Genomic DNA, 23,413 nt, shown 5'->3' on the forward strand with positions numbered 1-23,413 from the left:
AAGCCGGATCGACTCATCTCATACAACGCATGGACGACGACCTTAATTCACGACTCATACCGCTGCGCGAACGCATCGATGCGCTCGACGCGCAGCTCATCGCGCTCCTGAACCAGCGCGCCGCCGTGGCGCTTGAAGTGGGCGAGGTGAAGAAGCATTTCAACGCACCGGTGTTTCGCCCCGAGCGCGAGATGCAGGTGATCGCGCGGCTCCAGGAAATGAGCGAAGGGCCACTCGCCGACGATCACATCAGCTCGATCTGGCGCGAGATCATGGCCGCGAGCCGCGCGCTCGAAAAGACGCTGCGCACCGCGTATCTCGGTCCGGTCGGGACCTACAGCGAGCAGGCAATGTTCGAGTATTTCGGACATTCCATTGAAGGTGTGCCGTGTCCTTCCATCGACGAAGTGTTTCGCTCGGTGGAAGCCGGTGCGGCCGAATTCGGCGTGGTGCCGGTTGAGAACTCCGCGGAAGGTGCGGTTTCGCGCACGCTCGATCTGTTGCTGCAAACGTCGCTGGTGATCAGCGGCGAACTGGCTTTGCCGATCCACCACAACCTGTTGACTGTGTCCGGCACGCTGAATGGCGTCACGCGCGTGTTCGCGCATCCGCAAGCGCTCGCGCAATGCCAGCACTGGCTCACGGCGAATGCACCCACGCTTGCGCGCCAGGCGGTATCGAGCAATGCGGAAGCGGCCCGGCTGGCGGTGGGCGATCCGACCATTGCGGCTATTGCGGGCGATCGGGCCGCCACGCATTACGGACTCGGCGTGGTCAGCGCGATGATCCAGGACGATCCGCACAACCGCACGCGCTTCGTGATGATTGGCAAGGAACGCACGGGCGTGAGCGGATACGACCAGACGTCGCTGATCGTGTCGGTTGCGAACGAGCCGGGCGCGTTGCTGAAATTGCTGGAACCGCTGGCGCGTCATGGCGTGTCCATGACCCGTTTCGAGTCGCGTCCTGCGCGTGTAGGCACGTGGGAGTACTACTTTTATATCGACGTGGAAGGACATCGCGACGACGCGCCGGTCGCCGCCGCGCTCCACGAACTGGGCGAAAAAGCCGAGTTCCTGAAGATCCTCGGCTCGTACCCGCGCGCTCGTTGAGCCCTTTAAAAACCGTTGGAGAAAATATGACATCGCAATTCGGCCCTTCCTACGTGCGCGCGATCGCGCCTTATATTGCCGGCAAACCGATCTCGGAAGTGGCGCGTGAATTCGGACTGAACGAAGCGGATATCGTGAAGCTCGCGTCGAATGAAAACCCGCTCGGCATGCCCGAGTCGGCGAAGCTCGCCATGGCGCAAGCGATCGAGGAACTCGGCCGTTATCCCGACTCGAACGGTTTCGACCTGAAGGCCGCATTGAGCGAACGCTACGGCGTGCCGCCGGAATGGATCACGCTCGGCAACGGCAGCAACGACATCCTCGAAATCGCCGCGCATGCGTTCGTCGAGAAGGGTCAGTCGATTGTCTATTCGCAGTACTCGTTTGCGGTCTATGCGCTTGCCACGCAAGGTCTGGGCGCGCGTGCGATCGTCGTGCCGGCCGTGAAGTACGGTCATGATCTCGAGGCAATGCTCGCCGCTATTGCCGACGACACGCGTCTCGTGTTCGTCGCGAATCCGAACAATCCGACCGGTACGTTTATCGACGGCCGGACGCTCGAAGCGTTTATTGCACGCGTGCCGCGTCACGTGGCAATCGTGCTGGACGAGGCGTACACGGAATATCTCGCGAAGGACAAGCGTTACGATTCCATCGAATGGGTGCGTCGCTATCCGAATCTGCTCGTGTCGCGGACGTTTTCAAAGGCGTTCGGGCTGGCCGGATTGCGCGTGGGTTTCGCCATCGCGCAACCGGAGCAGACCGACCTGCTGAATCGCCTGCGCCAGCCGTTCAACGTGAATTCGATGGCGCAAGCCGCCGCGATCGCCGCGTTGAAGGACACCGCGTTCCTGGCGAAGAGCGCCGAGATCAACGCGGCGGGTTATCGCCGGCTGACGGAAGCTTTCGACAAACTCGGCCTGGAATACGTCCCGTCCGACGGCAACTTCGTGATGGTGCGCGTGGGTAATGACGACGCCGCCGGGCAGCGTGTGAATCTCGCCTTGCTCAAGCAGGGCGTGATCGTGCGGCCGGTCGCCAACTACGGTTTGTTGCCGTGGCTGCGTGTCACGATCGGCTTGCCGGAAGAGAACGAAGCGTTTATCGCGGCGCTTGAAAAGTCGTTGGCGGCCGCTGCCTGATGGTTTCGGTCCGTGACTTTTAACGAAGCACGGGCTTGTCCGATTGTTCACTCCTCGCGCCGAAAGGCGCGTTTTTATCGATGTCTCGTGGCCGCGTTCTCTTTCAATAAACTCGTGATTTTCGGCGTCGGTCTGATCGGCGGATCGCTCGCGCGCGCTTTGCGCGAACGCGCTCGCGCAACGGGCGAAGTGGTGGGTGTCGGGCGATCCATAAAGTCCGTCGAGCGTGCGCTGGAACTCGGCCTGATCGATTCGGCTGTGTCTCTCGACGACGACCACGCGCTCGAACTCGCGTTGCGTGACGCCGACTTCGTGCTGGTCGCCGCGCCGGTTGCGCAAACCGAGCCGCTGCTGCGGCGGATTGCGCCGTTCCTGTATGCGCGCACCATCGTGACCGATGTCGGCAGTACAAAAAATGACGTTGTTGCGGCGGCACATGCTGCCCTGGGCGACCGCGTTGGGCAATTCGTGCCGGGCCATCCGATCGCCGGCCGGGAATCAAGTGGTCCAGATGCCGCCATTCCCGATCTCTATGTTGATCGGAACGTCGTGCTGTGCCCGTTGCCGGAGAACCCGCCGGAGGTTGTGGAGCGTGTCGCCGATATGTGGTTCGCGACCGGCGCGAGCGTGCATCGAATGACTGCCGGGCAGCACGACAGCGTGCTCGCGTCGGTGAGCCATTTGCCGCACGTGTTGTCGTTCGCGCTGGTGGAGATGATTCTGCAGGCACCCGATGCCGCGCTGAAGTTTTCGTTCGCCGCCGGCGGGTTCCGCGATTTCACGCGGATCGCGGCGTCGAGTCCGGAAATGTGGCGCGACGTGTGCATCGCGAACCGGGCGGCGCTGCTGACCGAAATCGATGCCTATACCAACGTGCTGGCGCGTTTTCGCCAGGCCATCGAGACCTCCGACGGCGCCGCGCTCGAAGCGGCGTTCGAGCGCTCGCGCACGGCGCGAACCGAATGGCAACATGGTGGCGCGATCAAAGCCGCCGACGAATCCGCACAATAGCTAGCTGGACCTGACTAACTGGAATTAATCATGGAACACCTCGATCTCGGACCTTTTTCGCGTGCGTCCGGCACGGTCCGGCTGCCCGGATCGAAGAGCATTTCTAACCGTGTCCTGCTGCTCGCCGCGCTGGCTGAGGGCGAAACGGTGATTACTAACCTGCTCGATTCCGACGACACCCGCGTGATGCTCGCGGCGCTCAATACGTTGGGCGTCGAGGTGACGAACGACGGCGAGCGCTGCGTCGTGAAAGGCACAGGCGGGCGTTTTCCGGTGAAATCGGCTGAGCTTTTTCTCGGCAATGCGGGCACCGCAGTGCGTCCGCTCACGGCCGCGCTGGCGCTGAACGGCGGTGAATATCGCGTGCATGGCGTGCCGCGCATGCACGAACGGCCGATCGGCGATCTCGTCGACGGCTTGCGGCAGATTGGCGCGAAGATCGATTACGAAGCGAACGACGGTTTCCCGCCGCTGCGGATTCATCCGGCCGACATTGCCGTCGACCAGCCGATCCGCGTGCGTGGCGACGTCTCCAGCCAGTTCCTGACTGCGTTGCTGATGAGCTTGCCGCTGGCGCAGAACACGCGCGGGCCGATTGTCGTGGAAGTGGACGGCGAGCTGATTTCGAAGCCGTATATCGACATCACGATCAAGCTGATGGAGCGTTTCGGCATGACTGTCGAACGCAATGGCTGGCAGAGTTTTACCTTGCCGGCCGGCGCGCGCTATGCGTCGCCGGGCACGATCGCGGTGGAAGGCGATGCGTCGTCGGCGTCGTATTTCCTCGCGGCCGGTGCGCTGGGTGGCGGTCCGCTACGGGTGGAAGGCGTGGGCCGCGCGAGCATCCAGGGTGACGTGAATTTCGCCGATGCGCTGATCCGCATGGGCGCGAACGTCATGCTGGGCGATGACTGGATCGAAGTGCGCGGCGTGGAATCGGACGACGGCAAGCTGATGGCCATCGATATGGATTTCAACCTGATCCCCGACGCCGCCATGACCATTGCGGTGGCCGCGCTGTTCGCCACCGGCACGACCACGCTGCGCAATATCGCGAGCTGGCGCGTGAAAGAGACGGACCGGATTGCCGCAATGGCCACCGAACTGCGCAAGGTCGGCGCGACGGTCGAGGAGGGCGCGGATTACCTCGTGGTGACGCCGCCGGCTGCATTGACGCCGAATGCGGCTATCGACACCTACGACGACCACCGCATGGCAATGTGTTTTTCGCTCGTGAGCCTGGGACGCGTGCCGGTACGCATCAACGACCCGAAATGCGTCGGCAAGACCTTCCCGGATTACTTCGATCAATTCGCCAAGCTCGCGAAGGCCTGATGACCATGACTAATATGAATACAGCAATGCCAGCCGCGACCTCGCGCGCAACCGCTCGCCGATCCGGACGCCTGCGATGAAACCCACTCGTCCGTTTCACCAGACCCCGGTCATCACGATCGACGGCCCGACGGCTTCGGGCAAAGGCACGGTCGCCGCGCTGGTCGCCGCCACGCTCGGCTTCCATTTACTCGACAGCGGCGCTTTGTACCGGCTCACCGCGCTCGCGAGCGCCCGCTACAACATCGAGCCCGAGGACGGCGACGCGCTCGCCGAACTCGTGGCAGACCTCCACATCACGTTCCGGGAAGGCTGTGCGCAGCTCGACGGCGTGGATGTATCGACGGAAATTCGTGCCGAGGAAATCGGCAACCGCGCCTCGGCAATCGCCGTCCACGGCCAGGTTAGGACGGCGCTGATTGCGCGCCAGCGGGCGTTCCGCAAGCCTCCGGGGCTGGTTGCCGACGGCCGCGACATGGGCACCGTTATTTTTCCCGATGCAACGCTCAAGGTGTTTCTCACGGCCAGCGTTGAAGCGCGGGCCGCGCGGCGGCATAAGCAATTGATACAAAAAGGCTTTTCTGCTAATATGGAAGACTTGCTACGAGATTTGCGCGAGCGGGACGCACGGGACAGTAACCGTGTAGCCGCGCCGCTCAAGCCCGCAGTGGACGCGAAGACGCTGGACACCTCCGGGTTATCCATCGACCAGGCGGTCGATCAGATCATCGGTTGGTTTCATTTGGTTTAGCGCAATTCACGTGTAGTTAGCGGTAAAAGCAGAAAATTGTTGGAAAAAGCCGACATTTCGAAGGCTTTGCTTTGGAGCTCCATGAGAAACATGGAGCGTGTTTTAACCCCTCAACCCCGTGTGGCGCTCGTCTTTTTTGTCATCGGCCCGAACAGTTCGGGCAGGCATTGCGAAGCAGCTGCGCAACTATAGATTTTTATGTCCGACCTGCAAACATCTACCCCGAATACCGAATCTTTTGCGGCTCTGTTCGAAGAGTCGCTGACCAAGCAGGACATGCGTGCGGGCGAAGTCATTTCCGCCGAAGTCGTGCGCGTCGACCACAATTTCGTGGTCGTCAACGCTGGTCTCAAGTCCGAAGCCTACATTCCGCTCGAAGAATTCCTGAACGACGCGGGCGAGGTAGAAGTGCAGGCGGGCGACTTTGTTTCCGTGGCTATCGACGCCCTGGAAAATGGTTATGGCGACACGATCCTGTCGCGTGACAAGGCGAAGCGTCTGGCTTCGTGGCTGTCGCTGGAAAAAGCGCTGGACAACAACGAACTCGTGACCGGCACGATCACGGGCAAGGTCAAGGGCGGCATGACCGTCATGGTCAACGGCATCCGCGCGTTCCTGCCGGGTTCGCTGGTTGATACGCGTCCGGTCAAGGACACGACCCCGTACGAAGGCAAGACCCTCGAATTCCGCGTGATCAAGCTCGACCGCAAGCGTAACAACGTCGTGTTGTCGCGCCGCGCCGTGATCGAAGCCACGCAAGGCGAAGAGCGCGCAAAGCTGCTCGAAACGCTGAAGGAAGGCGCGATCGTGGAAGGCGTGGTCAAGAACATCACGGACTACGGCGCATTCGTGGACCTCGGCGGTATCGACGGCCTGCTGCACATCACGGACATCGCATGGCGTCGTGTGCGTCACCCGAGCGAAGTTCTGTCGGTTGGCCAGGAAGTCACCGCGAAGATCCTCAAGTTCGACCAAGAGAAGAACCGCGTTTCGCTCGGTATCAAGCAACTCGGCGACGATCCGTGGGAAGGCATTTCCCGCCGTTACCCGTCGGGCACGCGCCTGTTCGGCAAGGTTACGAACATCACCGACTACGGCGCATTCGTCGAAGTGGAATCGGGCATCGAAGGCCTGGTTCACGTGTCGGAAATGGACTGGACGAACAAGAACGTTGCACCGTCGAAGGTTGTGCAACTGGGCGACGAAGTCGAAGTCATGGTTCTCGAGATCGACGAAGACCGTCGCCGTATCAGCCTCGGCATGAAGCAGTGCAAGCCGAACCCGTGGGACGACTTCAGCCGCAACTTCAAGAAGGGCGACAAGCTGGAAGGCGCAATCAAGTCGATCACCGACTTCGGCGTGTTCATCGGTTTGCCGGGCGGCATCGACGGTCTGGTTCACCTTTCGGACCTGTCGTGGAGCGAAACGGGCGAAGAAGCTGTTCGCAAGTACAAGAAGGGCGACGAAGTCCAGGCTATCGTTCTTGGCATCGATGTCGAGAAGGAACGCATCTCGCTGGGTATCAAGCAACTCGAAGGCGATCCGTTCAGCAACTTCGTGGCAATGAACGACAAGGGCGCGACGGTTGACGGCGTGGTCAAGTCGGTTGACGCGAAGGGCGCAGTCGTGACGTTGACGGCAGACGTGGAAGGTTATCTCCGTGCGTCGGAAATCGCTCAGGACCGCGTGGAAGATGCTCGCAACGTGCTGAAGGAAGGCGACAAGGTCAACGCGATGATCATCAACATCGATCGCAAGTCGCGTGGCATCAACCTGTCGATCAAGGCCAAGGATTCGGCTGAGCAACAGGAAGCAATCCGCGGTCTGGCTTCGGCTGAATCGAGCACGGCTGCTACCGGCACGACGAACCTTGGCGCGCTGTTGAAAGCCAAGCTCGACGGCCAGAACGGCTAAGCCGCAAGGTATTGCTGCAGCATGACCAAATCGGAATTGGTCGCCCAACTGGCGCTGCGATTTCCGCAACTTGTTCTTAAAGATGCGGATTTCGCAGTGAAGACGATGCTCGATGCGATGTCGGACGCTTTGGCCAACGGCCATCGCATCGAAATCCGCGGCTTCGGCAGTTTCGGCCTCAATCGTCGTCCGTCGCGCGTTGGACGCAATCCCAAGTCAGGGGAGAAGGTGCTGGTACCGGAGAAATTCGTGCCGCACTTCAAGCCAGGCAAGGAGTTGCGCGAACGAGTAGATGGCCGCGCGGGCGAGCCGCTGAAACAGTCGAACGAAGCAGACAGTGACGAAGACGACGATGTTTGACCGGCGTCCGAGTTCATCCTGCATCAAACCGCTGTCAGCCAGAGGCAAATGACCGGAAGAAGCACCCGCAAGGGTGCTTTTTTTATGCCTCAACCGAACGCATGCCAACGGTGCTGCCGTTCCGCACGCTCGTTCTTTATTGCCATTTTTGGCGTCACCGTAAGGCGGTAAACTCCCGCGAACGTCCTGCCGATCGGCCTATCGTCCAAGCCGTTGCGCATTGCCTCATACGCTTCAATTACAATACCGGACGCCAACAACCAAGGGCAGCGTGGCCCGAGCTTTGCGTCCCTCGTGAATATCGGTGTTGTATCCACCGCCCGAGTTGCTCGCTCTGTCGTCCCGCTATTGCCGTCAAAGAGACCCTTATGAAATTTTTTGTCTGGCTGATCCGTGTACTGGTCTTCGTGCTCCTGCTCGTGCTGGCATTGGCCAACACACAAAGTGCGACGCTCAATTTTCTCGCCGGCTACTTCTGGCAAGCACCGCTGATCCTGATCGGCCTGGCGTTTTTTGTCGTCGGCCTGGTGGCAGGGCTTCTCTCCTCGCTGCCATTGTTATTTCGCCTGCGGATGGAAAATGCCCGGCTCAAGCGTGAATTGCGCGTGGCGCGCGACGTACCCGTCGTGCCAATGGATCCGCCTATGCCGCCGCTGATCTGACGGGCCGCGCGCTGTCCGGTCCCGCGCCAGTGCGGGTGGGTGCCTGCTTCAGGCACCCCGCGCCGGCCCTTAACCCTTTCCAAGAATTCGCATGGATCTAGACTTCTGGTGGCTGCTTGTCATTCCGGTCGCGTTTGCTCTCGGCTGGATTGCATCCCGCTATGACCTGAAAACGCTGCTGTCTGAAAACGCGAATCTGCCGCGCTCGTATTTTCGCGGCCTCAATTTCCTGCTGAACGAGCAACACGACAAGGCTATCGACGCCTTTATCGAAGTTGCGAAGCTTGACCCTGAAACCATCGAATTGCACTTTGCGCTCGGCAACCTGTTTCGTCGTCGCGGTGAGACGGACCGGGCTATTCGCGTGCATCAGAACCTGCTGAGCCGCCCTGATTTGCCCGTCGCCGAACGCGATCACGCATTGTTCGAACTTGGCCAGGATTTCCTGAAGGCGGGTCTGCTGGATCGAGCCGAGGAAACGTTCCGGTCGCTCGAAGCTGGCGAATATGCGCTCGGCGCGCAGCGGGCGTTGCTGACCATCTACGAGATCGAGAAGGACTGGAAGAAGTCGATTGCAACCGCGGGCCGGATCGAAGAAATGGGTGCACCGACCCTTCAGAAGGAAGTCGCCCAGTTCCATTGCGAACTCGCGCAAGAAGCGCTGCAGCGCAAGAACCCGGCAGATGCCCGCGCGGAACTGAAACTCGCGCTCATGGCCAACCCTGACAACGTCCGGGCGACCATCCTGGTTGGCGACGTGGATGCCGCCGGTGGTGATCTGGAGGCGGCAATTGCGTGCTGGCGGCGCGTGGAAGAGCAGAATGCAGCTTATCTGCCGCTGGTGGCCGAAAAACTGGTGCAGGCTTACGAACAACTCGGCCGTACGGCTGAAGGTGTCGACTTGCTGGTCGATTATGTGAATCGATATCCGTCCAACGACTTGCTCGACGTGGCGTTCAAGCACGTGTCGCAATTGCGTGGAATGGAAGCGGCCCATGCGCTCGCCCGGCACCAGATGCAGACGTCGCCGAATGTTGCGGGCATGACGCGGCTGCTGGAGGCGCAAGTTGCCACGGCCGAGGAACCGCGTCGCAGCGAACTCGAACTGATGCGCACGCTCGTCAAGCAGCGGACCAAGAACCTGCCGCGCTACACGTGCCAGAATTGCGGTTTCCGCGCGCGTCTTTTTTACTGGCAATGTCCTGGCTGCAGCGGCTGGGAAACCTATGCGCCACGCCGCGTCGAGCCGATCACCGCATCCGCCTGAGCGCGGTTTGCGTGACCAAGGACTGACGCGCGTCTCGCGTGGTGCGGCCCGCTCAGGACGCGCAACGTTTGAAACGATCGGACTCCGCGGCCGTTTTGGCCTGATCCTTCGACAATCACCGGTCTCTCCGGAACGCTTATGAAAATATCCATCATCGGGACGGGCTACGTCGGACTAGTCACCGGCGCGTGCCTCGCTGAAATTGGCAACGACGTGCTGTGCCTGGACGTCGATGCACGCAAGATCGACATCCTCAATAACGGCGGCGTGCCGATCCACGAACCGGGCTTGCACGAGATACTGAAACGTACGCGCGCTGCCGGCCGCATCCGCTTTTCCACGGATATCAAGGAAAGCGTCGAGCACGGCGAGATCCAGTTCATCGCGGTGGGAACGCCGCCGGACGAGGACGGTTCTGCGGACTTGCAGTATGTGCTCGAGGCAGCGCGCAACATCGGGCGTTATGCAAACGGCTTCAAGGTGATCGTCGATAAATCGACGGTGCCGGTCGGCACAGCCCAGCACGTGCGCAACGTGGTCGTAGAGGAATTGAAGGCACGTGGGATTGAACCGGCAGGGAAGAACGCCTTTTCGGTTTTATCGAATCCGGAGTTCCTGAAGGAGGGCGCGGCTGTCGACGACTTCATGCGCCCCGACCGCATCGTGCTTGGCGTGGACGACGACGAAGCCGGGCAGATCGCGCGCGAGAAGATCAAGCGCCTCTATGCTCCGTTTAACCGCAATCACGATCGCACGCTCTATATGGATGTGCGTTCGGCGGAGTTCACGAAGTACGCGGCGAACGCCATGCTCGCCACGCGGATCTCGTTCATGAACGATCTGTCGAATCTCGCCGATGCCGTGGGTGCTGATATTGAAGCGGTGCGTCGTGGCATTGGTTCGGACCCGCGTATTGGTTATCACTTTCTGTATGCGGGCTGCGGTTACGGTGGTTCGTGTTTCCCGAAGGACGTGCAGGCGCTGGCGCAGACGGCACGTGAAAACGGGCATCGGTTGCGGATTCTCGAAGCCGTGGAAGAAGTGAACGATCTGCAAAAGGAAGTGCTCGTCGGCAAGATCATGAAGCGCATGGGCGAAGATTTGCGCGGCCGCACATTCGCCGTATGGGGCCTTGCGTTCAAGCCGAATACTGACGACATGCGCGAGGCGTCGAGCCGCCGGCTGATTGGCGCGCTGCTCGAGCGCGGTGCGACGGTTCGCGCTTATGATCCGGTCGCGCTGCCGGAAAGCCGCCGCGTATTTGCGCTCGATCTCGCACATAAACCGCAGCAACTCGAACGCCTGCATTTCGTCGAGTCACAAAAAGACGCGTTGACCGGCGCGGATGCTCTTGTGATCGTGACCGAGTGGAAGGAGTTCAAGAGCCCGGACTTCGCGCATCTGAAGAGCGAGCTCAAAATGCCGGTCATCTTCGATGGCCGCAACCTGTACGAACCCGAAGCGATGGCGGAACTCGGCATCGACTATTTTGCAATAGGACGTCCCCATGTCGAACTCCCTGCCGCCTGATGCAGCGGTGCCCGCTGTCGCTTTGAACGCTCCCGTTCCACCGGTTCCGCGTGCGCGCATCGCGGCGGCGCGTGTGCTGGTCGTCGGTGACGTGATGCTCGACCGCTATTGGTTCGGCGATGTGAACCGCATCTCGCCGGAAGCGCCTGTGCCGGTCGTGCATGTACAACGCAAGGAAGACCGGCTTGGCGGCGCGGCGAACGTGGCGCGCAACGCGGCTGCGCTGGGCGCGCAGGCGGGCTTGTTGTGCGTGGTCGGGCATGATGAGCCGGGCGAACGCATCGTGGAATTGCTGGGCGAAAGCCGGGTTACTGCGTTCCTCGAACGCGACCCCGAATTGCTCACGACCATCAAGCTGCGCGTGTTGTCGCGGCAGCAACAACTCCTGCGAGTCGATTTCGAGAATTCGCCGACGCACGAAGTCCTGAGCGCGTGTCTCGCCCGGTTTGAGACGCTCTTGCCGCAACACGATGTAATCCTGATGTCGGATTACGCGAAGGGCGGCCTGACGCATGTGACGCAAATGATCGCGAACGCGAAGCGGGCCGGCAAACCGGTGCTGGTCGACCCGAAGGGTGACGACTGGGACCGGTATCGCGGCGCCACGCTGATCACGCCGAACCGCGCGGAATTGCGCGAAGTGGTCGGGCGCTGGAGCTCGGAAGAAGATTTGCTCGCACGCGTCACGGCGCTGCGCGAATCTCTGGATCTCAGCGCGTTGCTGCTGACGAGATCGGAGGAGGGCATGACGCTCTTCACCGCCGGCCGGGTGGTCCACACGCAGGCCGATGCACGCGAAGTGTATGATGTTTCGGGTGCCGGCGACACGGTCATTGCAACCGTCGCAACCATGCTGGGCGCGGGTGTGCCGCTGGTGGACTCGATCGCTTACGCCAACCGCGCAGCGGGAATTGTCGTCGGCAAGCTGGGTACGGCGACCGTCGACTACAACGAACTTTTCGCCTGACATTTCGGCTGACTTAGCGGCTAAAACCACCATGACAATCATTGTTACCGGCGCGGCCGGGTTTATCGGCAGCAACATCGTCAAGGCGCTCAACGAGCGAGGCGAGCAGCGTGTGATCGCGGTCGACAATCTCACGCGCGCCGACAAATTCAAGAACCTGGTCGATTGCGAAGTTGACGATTACCTCGACAAGACTGAATTCGTAGCACGCTTCAAGCGTGGCGATTTCGGCAAGGTCAGGGCCATTTTCCACGAGGGCGCGTGTTCCGACACGATGGAAACCGACGGCCGCTACATGATGGACAACAACTTCCGCTATAGCCGCGATGTGCTGGATACCTGCCTGGAGCAGGGGGTGCAGTTCCTGTATGCATCGTCGGCGGCGGTGTATGGCGGATCGAGTGAGTTTGTCGAGCGCCGCGACGTCGAAAAGCCATTGAACGTGTACGGCTATTCGAAATTTCTCTTCGATCAGATCGTGCGCCAGATCCTGCCGAAAGCGCGTACCCAGATTGCCGGTTTCCGCTATTTCAACGTGTACGGGCAGCGCGAGAATCACAAAGGGCGCATGGCGTCCGTCGCGTTCCATAACTTCAATCAGTTCCGCGCCGAGGGCAGGGTCAAGCTGTTCGGCGAATACAACGGGTATGGCGCGGGTGAGCAGACGCGCGATTTCGTGTCGGTGGAAGACGTGACGAAGGTCAATCTGCACTTCTTCGATCATCCGGAGACGTCGGGTATTTTCAACCTTGGCACAGGGCGCGCGCAGCCGTTCAACGACATTGCGTCGACAGTGGTGAACTCGCTTCGGGCAATGGATGGCGAAGCGCCGTTGTCGCTGGCGGAGCTGGTGCAGCGTGGCTTGATTGAGTACATTCCGTTCCCCGACGCGTTGCGCGGCAAGTACCAATGCTTCACGCAGGCCGATCAGTCGAAGCTGCGCGCGGCGGGGTATGACGCACCGTTCCTGACGGTTCAGGAAGGTGTCGACAGGTACGTGCGTTGGCTGTTCGGTCAGCTATAAAAGCATTCGCTATCTTCATACACTGGGTCTCCCGGTCAGCGATCATCGCGGACCGGTTTTCAAGGGAGACTCACATGATCAAGAAACTTCTCGCGGCGTTCACACTGGCTGTATCCATTGGTTCGGCGTTCGCTGCCGTGGATATCAACAACGCCAATTCCGACGCGTTACGCGGCATCAAGGGCATTGGGCCGGCCAAGGCGAAAGCCATTCTCGATGAACGCGAAGCGCATGGTCCGTTCAAGGACGCGGCCGAGTTGAGCAAACGCGTCAAGGGCATGGGCGGCAAGACGGTCGAGCGCTTGCAGGCCGAAGGGCTGACCATTGGACCGGCCGGGGCGCCAGTGGTGGCTGCCGGTGCCGCCGGCAAACCGCCTGTCGCCGCGGTTACGGTCAAAAAGTAACGCGGTGTGGCGCATCGGTCGGCGCGCCGGTCGACCTGATGCGCCTTCGTTAGCCGACAGCCTGCAGACGCTTCCAACGCGCCAGGAAATCAGCCCCTCCGTCCAATAGGGCCGCCCGGCACCCGAAAACCCACTGGGCTACAATCAACAGCTTATCGACTGCAGCAACCCCACGACCGCTATGGCTTACAAGACTATCGAAGACACCATTGGCAATACACCGCTGGTGCAACTGGTCCGCATCCCGGACGACGAAATCCGCAGCCGCAATAACGTGATCCTCGGCAAGCTCGAGGGCAACAATCCGGCGGGTTCGGTGAAGGACCGCCCGGCGCTGTCGATGATCAAGAAGGCGGAAGAGCGCGGCCGCATCAAGCCCGGCGACACGCTGATCGAATCCACAAGCGGCAACACCGGTATCGCGCTCGCCATGGCCGCAGCCATTCGCGGCTACAAAATGGTGCTCCTCATGCCGGAGGACCTGTCGATCGAACGTCGCCAAAGCATGGCGGCTTACGGTGCGCAAATCGTACTCACGCCGGTTACCGGTGGCATGGAATACGCCCGCGATCTCGCCGAGCAAATGCAGCGCGACGGCAAGGGCATCATTCTCGACCAGTTCGCGAATCCGGATAACCCGCTCGCCCACTACGAGACCACCGGCCCGGAACTCTGGCGTGACACCGAAGGCCGTATCACGCATTTTGTGTCCGCCATGGGTACGACCGGCACCATCATGGGCGTGTCGCAATACCTGAAAGAAAAGAACGAGAACATCGAGATCATCGGGGCGCAGCCGGAAGAAGGCTCGCGCATCCCCGGCATCCGCAAGTGGCCCGAAGCGTATCTGCCGAAAATTTTCGATCGCAGCCGCGTGGACCGCACGGAAAACGTCAGTCAGGCCGCATCCGAGGCAATGGCGCGGCGGCTGGCATCGGTGGAAGGCATCTTTAGCGGGATTTCTTCCGGCGGCGCGTGTGAAGTGGCGTTGCGCGTGGCCCGTCAGGTCGAGAACGCGACCATCGTGTTCGTTGTTTGCGACCGCGGTGACCGTTACTTGTCGACGGGTGTGTTCCCGGCCTGACATCGGCTTGGTCATTCGCTGAGGCGAAAGCGCAAAAAAGCCCGGAATCGACCGGGCTTTTTGCATGGTGCGGGAGTCAAAGACCCTCGCCGGCTACCTCATTGCGATGCTGAACCGCCTGCATTTCCCGCCGCCATCTGCGCCTTCACCGCTTCGCCGAGCTGATATACGGCGAGTGCATAGAAGAAGCTGCGGTTGTAGCGCGTGAGCACGTAGAAGTTCTTCAGGCCAAGCGTGTATTCGGTCGCGCGGCCCGGCGTCGGCAAGTCGACGACCGTCACCGGCGTGCCCGCTTCGGCTGCGGTGTTGAGCCCCGGTTCGCTCATCAGCAGGCCCGCTTTCGTGAGTTGCGCGAGCGACCAGTGCGGCTCGGGCTGACCATCGGCGGCTGCTTGCGCAATGCCTTGGCTGCCCGCGTCGCCGGCTATCTTCCAGACCACCGGCCGTCCCGATTCCCAACCGTGCTGCTTCAGATAGTTCGCGACGCTGCCGATGGCATCGGCGGGACTGGTCCGCAAATCGATGTGTCCGTTGCCCTCGAAATCCACCGCGTACTGCACGATGCTGCTTGGCAGGAATTGCGGAATGCCGATCGCGCCCGTGTACGAACCGAGCACGGTAGTCGGGTCGATCTGCTGATCGTGCGTCCAGACCAGCAAATCCTCGAGATTCTTGCGGAACGTTGCTTGCCGTTCGGCGCGGTTCGGCGTGTTCGGGTAATCGAAGGTCAGCGTGGCGAGCGCATCGAGCGCGCGGAAGTTACCCATGTACCGGCCATAGATGGTTTCCACGCCGATGATCCCGACAATCGCTTCAGGCGGCACGCCGTATTGATCCGACGCGCGTTGCAGCGCGGCCTGGTTCGCGCGCCAGAATTTCACGCCGGCCGCAATGCGTACCGGCTCCACGAAACGTGCCTGATACGCGCGCCAGTTCTTGCTGGCGGGAGTGGGCGAAGGCAGCACCAGCTTCACGGCGGTCGCCGAATAGCTCACGTGATTGAACAGGTCGTGCAGAGCGGCGGAATCGAAGTCGTAGCGTGCGACGAGATCGTTGATGAACGCGTCCACATTGGGATTGTTCGCGTAACGCTGCGGCACGATCTCCTCTTCGAATACTTGCCCTTGCGGTGTGGCGGGTTGGGGTTGCGATTGCGCGACTGCCTGACCTATACCGAGTGTGCCGAGTGCGCAAACGAGGCTGGCGACTGAGGCGAGGCGCGCGGTTTGCGCCGAAAGAGGCAAGACGGTCGAAGCAAACTTGAAGTTCATAGTGTGCGTAATTGTGGCGATGTAACGCGAGGCGCGCCGGAAATGCGCGCAGGGCATACGAGAGTCGGATCAGTATAACCGACGCGTTTTCGGGACCATCCCGAAAGCCTTTCGGGCGCGCGCGGACGTTGCAAAAGCGGTGCTGTACAGCCGTGTCATTTCCGGTGTGGTAACTTAACAAGAACCCGCGCGGTGCGGCGTTCGGCCGCTGACAGTAGTGCGGCCGGAAGGGTGGCATCGCGACCGACAAAAACATCTGAACGACACGAGACACGCGGCACGGCACGCCCTGCTGCGCATACATCATGGCTACCGGCTTTTATACCCATCCAGATTGCCTTCTTCACGATATGGGGCCTTGGCATCCCGAGTGCCCCGCGCGTCTTCAGGCGATCGAGGATCAGTTGATTGCAGGCCGTATCGACACCCTGATCGGACGCGAAGAAGCACCGCTCGCGAGTGAAGAGGACCTGGCGCGGGTTCATACGCAGGCGCATATCGATTTCGTCAAGGAGACGGCGCCTTCAGTGGGCCGGGCGGAAATCGACCCGGATACGCTGATGTCGCCGGGTTCCTACCACGCGGCGTTACGCGCTGCAGGCGCCGCGGTAGCCGCCACCGACGCCGTGATCGCCGGCACCTACGACAACGCGTTCTGCAGCGTACGGCCGCCGGGACATCACGCGGAACCTGCACGTGCGATGGGCTTCTGCTTCTTCAATAACATTGCAATCGCAGCGCGTCACGCGCTTGAAGTGCACGGGCTGGAACGCGTGGCTGTCATCGATTTCGACGTGCATCACGGTAACGGCACCGAAGCCGCTTTCTCGGGAGATCCGCGCGTGCTGATGTGCAGCTTTTTCCAGCACCCGTTCTATCCGTATAGCGGCGCCGACAATCACGCATCGAACATGGTCAATCTGCCCATGCCCGCGCGTACGAAAGGCATGGCTGTGCGCGAAGCCGTCGACATGATGTGGTTGCCGAGACTCGATGAATTCAAGCCGCAGATGATCTTCGTCTCCGCAGGTTTCGACGCGCATCGCGAGGACGATCTCGGCAACATGGGTCTGGTCGAGGACGACTACACGTGGCTGACCGAGCAAATCCACGCGGTGGCGAAGCGGCATGCGAAGGGCCGGATAGTGAGCAGTCTGGAGGGCGGCTACAACCTGTCGGCGCTCGGGCGCAGCGTGGTCGCGCATGTGCGTGCGCTGGCCGATATCTGACGCTTCGGGCCAAGACTCGCGGCGGCCCCGAAACCCTATATGCGCGAACGCTCAAGCTCCGCGCGCACGAGCGTCCAGTCGATCAGCGCCTTGATCACGCGATCCCGGTCGAGGTCGTTGAGCGTCTCGTGATAACTGCCTTCCAGCATCATCAGGGTGCTATCCATCGACCCGGCGCTGGCTTCGAATTCGCGGCTGCCGTCGGGATTGGTGAGTGCGTCCTGCGTGCCGTGGAACACGAACAGCGGCAATTCGATCGACGTGCGTTGAGCAGCAATGCGGCGCATGGCGGCCACGATCTGCGCCGCCGTGCGGGCGGGTATTGCCCGATGATGGACCAGCGGATCGCGCCGGTTCGCCTCGACCACGCCGTGTGCACGGGACAATGTGGCCGGATCGATGACCAGCGCGGGAAAGTGCGGCATCAACCGGCTGATCAGGCCGCCCAGCCTGAGTTTCCAGCGCGGCGCGTTGGCCGGCGGTTTGAGGGCGGCACTCGACAGGATCAGCCCGGCCAGTTTCCGGCCATTTGCAGGCAGACGCTCGGCGGCATAAAGCGCGGCGATGGCGCCGCCCATGCTATGTCCCATCAGGAACAGCCGGATGTTCAGCGGCGCTAGTGTCCGCGACGTCAAGCAGGGCGTCGGTGTCGAGCAGATAGTCGTCGAAGGACTCGATCCACACGCGTTCGCCGGGCGATTTGCCGTGGCCGCGCAGATCCACGGCAATCAATTCGATGCCCGCCGCGTTCAGGCGCAGCGCCAGCGCGTCGTAGCGGCGTGCATGTTCGGCCAGCCCGTGCACCAGAGCGATTCGGGCCAGCGGTTCAGGGAACGTGGCGGCGGCTTGCCATCGATGAAGATGAAGGTCGATGCCATCGCTGGTGGTGATGCTGCTGGTCGAGTACGTGCTGTGCGCGGTTTTTTGCATGGCATGTCGGCAAAATGGGATTCCGCAGATGATAGTCGCCACTTGCCTGACTGGCCGCTGCTCGTCTGGAGCAAAAGGGTCATAAAAACCGCTGGCGGCAAAATTGCAAATGTTTAGAGCACATTCCCGATTGCCATCCATGCCGTTCTACGCGTAAAATAGAACGATCGTGCTGTAAAAATAAGCGTCTACTGATTGTGCAAAGCCTGACGGACTCATCGCGAGCCGGCCGTAAGCATTCGGCGGCGGGAGTCACTCGTTATAATGGGCTTGGGATGATGTATTCGTAACTTAGGAGCGTGTGCATGAAAATCTTGGTGCCAGTCAAACGCGTGGTCGACTACAACGTGAAAGTCCGGGTAAAGCCGGATGGCAGCGCAGTGGACATCGCGAACGTGAAGATGTCGATGAATCCGTTCGATGAAATCGCCGTGGAAGAAGCCGTGCGCCTGCGCGAAGCGGGCGTGGCGACCGAAGTGATCGCCGTGTCGTGCGGCGTGACGCAATGTCAGGAAACGCTGCGTACGGCGCTTGCGATCGGTGCGGACCGCGCGATCCTGGTCGAATCCACTGAGGAATTGCAGCCGTTGGCAGTCGCCAAGATTTTGAAGGCGCTGGTCGACAAGGAGCAGCCGCAACTGATCATCCTCGGCAAGCAGGCCATTGATGACGACTCGAATCAGACGGGCCAGATGCTCGCCGCGCTCGCCGGTTTGCCGCAAGCGACCTTCGCCTCGAAGGTGACGGTCGCCGACGGCAAAGCCACGGTGGCGCGTGAAGTCGATGGCGGCTCGGAAACGCTGTCGCTGACGTTGCCCGCCGTGGTTACCACGGACTTGCGCCTGAACGAGCCGCGTTACGTGACGCTGCCCAACATCATGAAGGCCAAGAAGAAGCCGATGGAAACGCTTAAACCCGCGGACCTGGGTGTGGACGTTACGCCGCGCCTGAAGACGCTGAAGGTTGCTGAGCCGCCGCAGCGTTCCGCAGGCGTGAAGGTGCCGGACGTGAAGACGCTGGTCGAGAAGTTGAAGACCGAAGCCAAGGTTCTGTGAGGGAGTTTCCAAAGTGACCATTCTTGTAATTGCAGAACACGACAACGCATCTGTGAAAGCGGCGACGTTGAACACCATCGCGGCGGCTCAAAAGATCGGTGGCGATATCCACGTGCTGATCGCTGGTTCGAACGCGCAGGCAGCAGCCGATGAGGCAGCGAAGATTGCGGGCGTAGCGAAGGTATTGCTTGCCGATGCACCGCAACTCGCCGATGGCCTGGCAGAGGTTATCGACGCAACAGTGGTGCAGATCGCGAAGAACTACTCGCATATCCTGGCTCCGGCGACCCCGTACGGCAAGAACATCGCCCCGCGTATTGCCGCTCATCTGGATGTGGCGCAGATCAGCGACATCACGGCAGTGGACAGCCCGGATACGTTCGAGCGTCCGATCTACGCGGGCAATGCCATCGCCACGGTTCAATCGAGCGACGCGATCAAGGTCATCACGGTTCGCACCACGGGTTTCGATCCGGTGGCGGCTGAAGGCGGCAGTGCTTCAGTGGAGAAGATCGAAGCCTCGGCGGACACGGGTATTTCGAAGTTCGTGAGCCGCGAGCTGACGAAGCTGGACCGGCCGGAGCTGACGTCGGCACAGATCATCGTGTCGGGCGGACGGGGGTTGGGCAGCGGCGAGAACTACACGAAAGTGCTCGAGCCGCTGGCGGACAAACTCGGTGCGGCGCTGGGCGCATCGCGTGCGGCAGTGGATGCGGGGTTCGTTCCCAACGACTATCAGGTCGGTCAGACCGGCAAGATCGTGGCGCCTAACCTGTACGTTGCCGTCGGTATCTCGGGTGCGATCCAGCATCTGGCCGGGATGAAGGACTCGAAGGTGATCGTCGCGATCAACAAGGACGCTGAAGCGCCAATCTTTGGCGTCGCGGACTACGGCCTCGTGGGAGATTTGTTCACGGTGGTGCCGGAACTCGTGAAAGAACTTGGCTGATCATTCCTAGGGCCATCGGCTGGAAAGAAAGCAAGATCGCAAAAAGGGGCGACATACGTGCGCCCCTTTTCACATCTGTTGGGGGAGACAAGACATGAGCTATAGAGCGCCCGTCAAGGACATGCTGTTCGTGATGAAGGAACTAGCCGGCATAGAAAGCATCGCAGCGCTGCCAGGTTTGGAGGACGCCAGTCTCGACACCGCACAGGCCGTGCTTGAAGAGGCAGCGCGCTTTAACAATGAAGTGGTTGCGCCGTTGAACGTCGAAGGCGACAGGAATCCAAGCTTCTGGAAGAACGGCGAGGTCACGACTACGCCCGGTTTTAAAGAGGCTTTCCGTCAGTTCGGCGAGGGCGGCTGGCAAGGCGTGCTGCATCCGGTCGAGTACGAAGGCCAGGGGTTGCCCAAGCTGATCGCGACCCCCTGCATCGAAATGCTGAACGCGGCGAACCTGTCGTTCGCGTTGTGCCCGCTGCTCACCGATGGCGCTATTGAAGCGTTGCTGACCGCGGGGACCGAGGAGCAGAAGCAACTCTACGTGCCCAAGCTGATTTCAGGCGAATGGACCGGCACGATGAACCTCACCGAACCGCAAGCCGGTTCCGATCTCGCGCTGGTCCGCACCCGCGCCGAGCCGCAGGGCGATGGTACGTTCAAGCTCTTCGGCACGAAGATTTTCATCACCTACGGCGAGCACGATATGGCGAAGAATATCGTCCATCTCGTGCTGGCGCGTACGCCCAACGCGCCCGACGGCGTGAAGGGCATCTCGCTCTTCCTGGTGCCGAAATTCATCACCGATGACAACGGTACGCTCGGCGCTCGCAACGACGTGCATTGCGTATCGATTGAGCACAAGCTCGGGATCAAGGCGAGTCCGACAGCCGTGCTGCAATTCGGCGATCACGGTGGCGCCGTCGGCCAGTTGATCGGCGAGGAAAACCGCGGGCTGGAGTACATGTTCATCATGATGAACGCGGCGCGTTTTGCGGTCGGGATGCAGGGTGTGGCGGTGTCGGAGCGGGCGTATCAGAAGGCCGTCGAGTTCGCGAAGGATCGTGTGCAAAGCCGGCCTGTCGATGGCTCCGCCAAACAGCCGGTGTCGATCATTCATCACCCCGACGTGCGTCGCATGCTCTTGACCATGCGCGCACTGACCGAAGCGTCACGCGCGTTGGCTTATGTGGCGGCGGCGCATTGCGACTTTGCGCATCATCATCCTGACGAGGCCACGCGGGCCAGCCATCAGGCGATCTACGAGTTTCTCGTGCCGATCGTGAAGGGCTGGAGCACGGAGCTTTCCATCGATGTCGCGAGCCTCGGCGTGCAGGTTCATGGCGGCATGGGATTCATCGAAGAAACGGGCGCGGCGCAGTACTACCGCGATGCGCGCATTCTCACCATCTACGAAGGCACGACCGCGATCCAGGCCAACGACCTGATTGGACGCAAGACCGTGCGTGACGGCGGTGCGACGGCGCGGGCGATTTTTGCGCAGATGGATCAGACCATCGCGCAGCTGGCCGGGCGTGACGGACAGGCGTTCGAGTCGATGCATCGGCATTTGAGCGCAGGAAGCCTGGCGTTGGCACGGGTGGTCGAGTTCGTGGTGGCCAAGGTGAAAAGCGATCCGAACGCGGTCTTCGCTGGCAGCGTGCCGTATCTGAAGCTGGCCGGCATTGTGTTGGGCGGATGGCAAATGGCGCGCGCGCTGCTGGTGGCGTCGGACAAGCGTGGCGAGGACGAGGCGTTTTATGGCGCCAAGATCGCGACGGCTCAGTTTTTCGCGGAGCATATTTTGTCGCAAGCGCCGGGGATTGAAGCGTCCATCGTCAGCGGTGATGGGCAGGAAGGGTATCTCGCGTTGAATGAGGACCAGTTCTGATTTGATGCGGTTAAGCGGGCCCATGAAAAAATGCCGTCCGACGTAAGTCGGACGGCATTTTTTTTGAAGCATGCGCTCGCAGCTACACCTGAAAATCCAACTCACGCACCTGCATACGACGGCCGCGTGCTCGTATGCGTTTCGCCCAGATACCGGTGCACCGACAAATCGTCGGACTGGATCGCCGGCTGTTTGCCCGACATCAGGTCGGCCAGCATTTGGCCCGATCCGCATGACATGGTCCATCCCAGCGTGCCGTGGCCCGTGTTAAGGAACAGGTTTGGCACTGGCGTACGGCCAACGATAGGCGTGCCGTCCGGTGTCATGGGGCGCAAGCCGGTCCAGAACGATGCCTTCGCGGTGTCTCCACCGCCAGGAAACAGGTCGTTCACGCACATTTCCAGCGTTTCGCGACGCGCCTGGCTCAGCGATTTGTCGAAACCTACGATCTCCGCCATTCCGCCAACGCGAATCCGGTCGTCGAAACGGGTGATCGCGATCTTGTACGTTTCGTCAAGCACGGTGGAAACCGGCGCGGCGCTTTCGTTCACGATGGGTGCAGTGATCGAATAGCCCTTCAGCGGATACACGGGGATATCCACAAGACTGCCCAGCAATTTCGTGGAATATGAACCCAGCGCAACAACGTATGAATCACCGCGGACCAACTCGCTCCCGCACTGCACGCCGGCTATCCGGCCAGCGCTCATCGCGAGCGCGTCGATTGGCGTGTTGTAGCGGAACTTCACACCGAGTTGTTCAGCCATTGCCGCGAGGCGGGTAGTGAATTTCTGGCAATCGCCGGTTTCGTCGTTCGGCAGGCGCAAACCGCCGGTCAGCTTGTGCGACACGGCCGCAAGCGCCGGTTCCGCACTGTGCAACTCGGCCGGCGTGAGCAATTCGAACGGCACGTTCGCATCGCGCAACACGGCGATGTCCTTCGCGGCGCCATCCAGTTGCTGCTGGGTCCGGAAAACCTGCAGCGTGCCGCCGGTGCGGCCCTCGTAATTAATGCCCGTGTCCGCGCGCAGCGCCTGGAGGCAATCGCGGCTGTATTCGGCCAGGCGCACCATGCGGCCCTTGTTGACCGAATAACGCGCCTGCGTGCAGTTCTGCAGCATCTGCCACATCCACTTCAATTGAAACGACGTTCCGTCCAGACGGATGGCGAGCGGGGCGTGTTTCTCGAACATCCATTTGATCGCCTTGAGCGGCACGCCAGGCGCAGCCCACGGCGACGCGTAACCGGGCGAGATCTGTCCCGCGTTTGCGAAACTTGTCTCCAGCGCCGGTCCTGCCTCACGATCGATCACGGTCACTTCGTGCCCCGCGCGCGCCAGATAGTAGGCGCTCGTAACACCGACAACACCGCTTCCCAGAATTACGACTCGCATGTCTTGCTCCGTGCAAATTGACATTCCGCCGGTCATTCGCTTCGTTTTCGACTGAAGCCGTGTGAGTAGCGGGTTACATAGTGGTATCGACTATAGTATTGATACTTAGGCAGTTTTTGTTATTGTATTTGTTCACG

General features: G+C 61.0%; 22 protein-coding genes. 18 read left to right on the forward strand and 4 right to left on the reverse strand.

Annotated features, from left to right (window positions below):
- Positions 1 to 29 precede the first annotated feature (29 nt).
- From pheA to cysM, 14 genes are all read left to right on the forward strand, one after another.
- Entirely contained in the window at positions 30 to 1,112 is a 1,083-nt protein-coding gene (pheA, locus tag AWB69_RS34080) for a prephenate dehydratase (RefSeq protein ID WP_062091218.1), read from the forward strand.
- Between the two features lie 26 nt (positions 1,113 to 1,138).
- On the forward strand, positions 1,139 to 2,254 hold the full coding sequence (hisC, locus tag AWB69_RS34085) for a histidinol-phosphate transaminase (protein WP_062091219.1): 1,116 nt from the start codon (positions 1,139 to 1,141) through the stop codon (positions 2,252 to 2,254).
- 87 nt (positions 2,255 to 2,341) lie between these two features.
- On the forward strand, positions 2,342 to 3,265 hold the full coding sequence (locus tag AWB69_RS34090; protein WP_062091220.1) for a prephenate dehydrogenase: 924 nt from the start codon (positions 2,342 to 2,344) through the stop codon (positions 3,263 to 3,265).
- A 30-nt stretch (positions 3,266 to 3,295) separates the two neighbouring features.
- Positions 3,296 to 4,600: a 3-phosphoshikimate 1-carboxyvinyltransferase gene (gene aroA, locus AWB69_RS34095; RefSeq protein WP_062091221.1), complete on the forward strand. Its 1,305-nt coding sequence runs from the start codon at positions 3,296 to 3,298 to the stop codon at positions 4,598 to 4,600.
- A gap of 76 nt (positions 4,601 to 4,676) precedes the next feature.
- Positions 4,677 to 5,351: a (d)CMP kinase gene (gene cmk, locus AWB69_RS34100; RefSeq protein ID WP_062091222.1), complete on the forward strand. Its 675-nt coding sequence runs from the start codon at positions 4,677 to 4,679 to the stop codon at positions 5,349 to 5,351.
- Positions 5,352 to 5,549: 198 nt separating this feature from the next.
- Positions 5,550 to 7,265 (forward strand): 30S ribosomal protein S1, encoded by a 1,716-nt coding sequence (rpsA, locus tag AWB69_RS34105; RefSeq protein ID WP_062091223.1) that lies wholly within the window; start codon positions 5,550 to 5,552, stop codon positions 7,263 to 7,265.
- Positions 7,266 to 7,286: 21 nt separating this feature from the next.
- Positions 7,287 to 7,625 (forward strand): integration host factor subunit beta, encoded by a 339-nt coding sequence (locus AWB69_RS34110; protein ID WP_062091224.1) that lies wholly within the window; start codon positions 7,287 to 7,289, stop codon positions 7,623 to 7,625.
- Between the two features lie 368 nt (positions 7,626 to 7,993).
- Positions 7,994 to 8,287, forward strand: coding sequence for a LapA family protein (locus tag AWB69_RS34115; RefSeq protein ID WP_062091225.1), 294 nt, complete (start codon positions 7,994 to 7,996; stop codon positions 8,285 to 8,287).
- Positions 8,288 to 8,378: 91 nt separating this feature from the next.
- A complete protein-coding gene (lapB, locus tag AWB69_RS34120; protein WP_062091226.1) occupies positions 8,379 to 9,554 on the forward strand; it encodes a lipopolysaccharide assembly protein LapB in 1,176 nt (391 codons plus the stop codon).
- Between the two features lie 138 nt (positions 9,555 to 9,692).
- Positions 9,693 to 11,084, forward strand: a complete 1,392-nt coding sequence (locus tag AWB69_RS34125; protein WP_062091227.1) for a UDP-glucose dehydrogenase family protein — start codon at positions 9,693 to 9,695, stop codon at positions 11,082 to 11,084.
- On the forward strand, positions 11,062 to 12,051 hold the full coding sequence (rfaE1, locus tag AWB69_RS34130) for a D-glycero-beta-D-manno-heptose-7-phosphate kinase (protein ID WP_062091228.1): 990 nt from the start codon (positions 11,062 to 11,064) through the stop codon (positions 12,049 to 12,051). The genes AWB69_RS34125 and rfaE1 overlap by 23 nt, the downstream gene beginning before the upstream one ends.
- Positions 12,052 to 12,082: 31 nt before the next feature.
- Positions 12,083 to 13,075 carry an ADP-glyceromanno-heptose 6-epimerase gene (gene rfaD, locus AWB69_RS34135; RefSeq protein ID WP_062091229.1) on the forward strand — a complete coding sequence of 331 codons (993 nt, stop codon included), beginning with the start codon at positions 12,083 to 12,085 and terminating at the stop codon, positions 13,073 to 13,075.
- 74 nt (positions 13,076 to 13,149) lie between these two features.
- Entirely contained in the window at positions 13,150 to 13,479 is a 330-nt protein-coding gene (locus AWB69_RS34140; RefSeq protein ID WP_062091230.1) for a ComEA family DNA-binding protein, read from the forward strand.
- 181 nt (positions 13,480 to 13,660) lie between these two features.
- Positions 13,661 to 14,563: a cysteine synthase CysM gene (gene cysM, locus AWB69_RS34145; protein ID WP_062091231.1), complete on the forward strand. Its 903-nt coding sequence runs from the start codon at positions 13,661 to 13,663 to the stop codon at positions 14,561 to 14,563.
- Between the two features lie 98 nt (positions 14,564 to 14,661).
- On the opposite strand, the gene mltB is transcribed toward cysM, so the two are convergent.
- Positions 14,662 to 15,834, reverse strand: coding sequence for a lytic murein transglycosylase B (gene mltB / locus AWB69_RS34150; RefSeq protein WP_062091250.1), 1,173 nt, complete (start codon positions 15,832 to 15,834; stop codon positions 14,662 to 14,664).
- 305 nt (positions 15,835 to 16,139) lie between these two features.
- Here mltB and AWB69_RS34155 point away from each other — a divergent pair, with 305 nt between their 5' ends.
- Complete coding sequence (locus tag AWB69_RS34155; RefSeq protein WP_062091232.1) at positions 16,140 to 17,063, forward strand: histone deacetylase family protein; 924 nt, start codon at positions 16,140 to 16,142, stop codon at positions 17,061 to 17,063.
- A 35-nt stretch (positions 17,064 to 17,098) separates the two neighbouring features.
- Here AWB69_RS34155 and AWB69_RS50610 read toward each other — a convergent pair whose 3' ends face one another.
- Positions 17,099 to 17,641 (reverse strand): serine aminopeptidase domain-containing protein, encoded by a 543-nt coding sequence (locus AWB69_RS50610; protein ID WP_331712705.1) that lies wholly within the window; start codon positions 17,639 to 17,641, stop codon positions 17,099 to 17,101.
- A 1-nt stretch (position 17,642) separates the two neighbouring features.
- On the reverse strand, positions 17,643 to 17,993 hold the full coding sequence (locus tag AWB69_RS50615) for a serine aminopeptidase domain-containing protein (protein WP_331712706.1): 351 nt from the start codon (positions 17,991 to 17,993) through the stop codon (positions 17,643 to 17,645).
- Between the two features lie 305 nt (positions 17,994 to 18,298).
- Here AWB69_RS50615 and AWB69_RS34165 point away from each other — a divergent pair, with 305 nt between their 5' ends.
- From AWB69_RS34165 to AWB69_RS34175, 3 genes are all read left to right on the forward strand, one after another.
- Positions 18,299 to 19,048, forward strand: coding sequence for an electron transfer flavoprotein subunit beta/FixA family protein (locus tag AWB69_RS34165; protein ID WP_062091233.1), 750 nt, complete (start codon positions 18,299 to 18,301; stop codon positions 19,046 to 19,048).
- 13 nt (positions 19,049 to 19,061) lie between these two features.
- Positions 19,062 to 19,997, forward strand: coding sequence for an electron transfer flavoprotein subunit alpha/FixB family protein (locus tag AWB69_RS34170; RefSeq protein WP_062091234.1), 936 nt, complete (start codon positions 19,062 to 19,064; stop codon positions 19,995 to 19,997).
- A 94-nt stretch (positions 19,998 to 20,091) separates the two neighbouring features.
- Positions 20,092 to 21,882, forward strand: a complete 1,791-nt coding sequence (locus tag AWB69_RS34175) for an acyl-CoA dehydrogenase (RefSeq protein ID WP_062091235.1) — start codon at positions 20,092 to 20,094, stop codon at positions 21,880 to 21,882.
- 101 nt (positions 21,883 to 21,983) lie between these two features.
- Here the strand turns inward: AWB69_RS34175 and AWB69_RS34180 are convergent, their stop codons facing one another.
- Positions 21,984 to 23,276 (reverse strand): D-amino acid dehydrogenase, encoded by a 1,293-nt coding sequence (locus tag AWB69_RS34180; protein ID WP_062091236.1) that lies wholly within the window; start codon positions 23,274 to 23,276, stop codon positions 21,984 to 21,986.
- Positions 23,277 to 23,413: the final 137 nt, after the last annotated feature.

The organism is Caballeronia udeis (assembly GCF_001544555.2).
Lineage (GTDB): Bacteria > Pseudomonadota > Gammaproteobacteria > Burkholderiales > Burkholderiaceae > Caballeronia > Caballeronia udeis.

Excerpts from the sequence above, each read along its gene's own strand:
- pheA (WP_062091218.1), top strand. The coding sequence starts at position 30 with ATGGACGACGACCTTAATTCACGACTCATACCGCTGCGCGAACGCATC.
- hisC (WP_062091219.1), top strand. The coding sequence starts at position 1,139 with ATGACATCGCAATTCGGCCCTTCCTACGTGCGCGCGATCGCGCCTTAT.
- aroA (WP_062091221.1), top strand. The coding sequence starts at position 3,296 with ATGGAACACCTCGATCTCGGACCTTTTTCGCGTGCGTCCGGCACGGTC.
- cmk (WP_062091222.1), top strand. The coding sequence starts at position 4,677 with ATGAAACCCACTCGTCCGTTTCACCAGACCCCGGTCATCACGATCGAC.
- rpsA (WP_062091223.1), top strand. The coding sequence starts at position 5,550 with ATGTCCGACCTGCAAACATCTACCCCGAATACCGAATCTTTTGCGGCT.
- AWB69_RS34110 (WP_062091224.1), top strand. The coding sequence starts at position 7,287 with ATGACCAAATCGGAATTGGTCGCCCAACTGGCGCTGCGATTTCCGCAA.
- AWB69_RS34115 (WP_062091225.1), top strand. The coding sequence starts at position 7,994 with ATGAAATTTTTTGTCTGGCTGATCCGTGTACTGGTCTTCGTGCTCCTG.
- lapB (WP_062091226.1), top strand. The coding sequence starts at position 8,379 with ATGGATCTAGACTTCTGGTGGCTGCTTGTCATTCCGGTCGCGTTTGCT.
- AWB69_RS34125 (WP_062091227.1), top strand. The coding sequence starts at position 9,693 with ATGAAAATATCCATCATCGGGACGGGCTACGTCGGACTAGTCACCGGC.
- rfaE1 (WP_062091228.1), top strand. The coding sequence starts at position 11,062 with ATGTCGAACTCCCTGCCGCCTGATGCAGCGGTGCCCGCTGTCGCTTTG.
- rfaD (WP_062091229.1), top strand. The coding sequence starts at position 12,083 with ATGACAATCATTGTTACCGGCGCGGCCGGGTTTATCGGCAGCAACATC.
- AWB69_RS34140 (WP_062091230.1), top strand. The coding sequence starts at position 13,150 with ATGATCAAGAAACTTCTCGCGGCGTTCACACTGGCTGTATCCATTGGT.
- cysM (WP_062091231.1), top strand. The coding sequence starts at position 13,661 with ATGGCTTACAAGACTATCGAAGACACCATTGGCAATACACCGCTGGTG.
- mltB (WP_062091250.1), bottom strand. The coding sequence starts at position 15,834 with ATGAACTTCAAGTTTGCTTCGACCGTCTTGCCTCTTTCGGCGCAAACC.
- AWB69_RS34155 (WP_062091232.1), top strand. The coding sequence starts at position 16,140 with ATGGCTACCGGCTTTTATACCCATCCAGATTGCCTTCTTCACGATATG.
- AWB69_RS50610 (WP_331712705.1), bottom strand. The coding sequence starts at position 17,641 with ATGGGCGGCGCCATCGCCGCGCTTTATGCCGCCGAGCGTCTGCCTGCA.
- AWB69_RS50615 (WP_331712706.1), bottom strand. The coding sequence starts at position 17,993 with ATGCAAAAAACCGCGCACAGCACGTACTCGACCAGCAGCATCACCACC.
- AWB69_RS34165 (WP_062091233.1), top strand. The coding sequence starts at position 18,299 with ATGAAAATCTTGGTGCCAGTCAAACGCGTGGTCGACTACAACGTGAAA.
- AWB69_RS34175 (WP_062091235.1), top strand. The coding sequence starts at position 20,092 with ATGAGCTATAGAGCGCCCGTCAAGGACATGCTGTTCGTGATGAAGGAA.
- AWB69_RS34180 (WP_062091236.1), bottom strand. The coding sequence starts at position 23,276 with ATGCGAGTCGTAATTCTGGGAAGCGGTGTTGTCGGTGTTACGAGCGCC.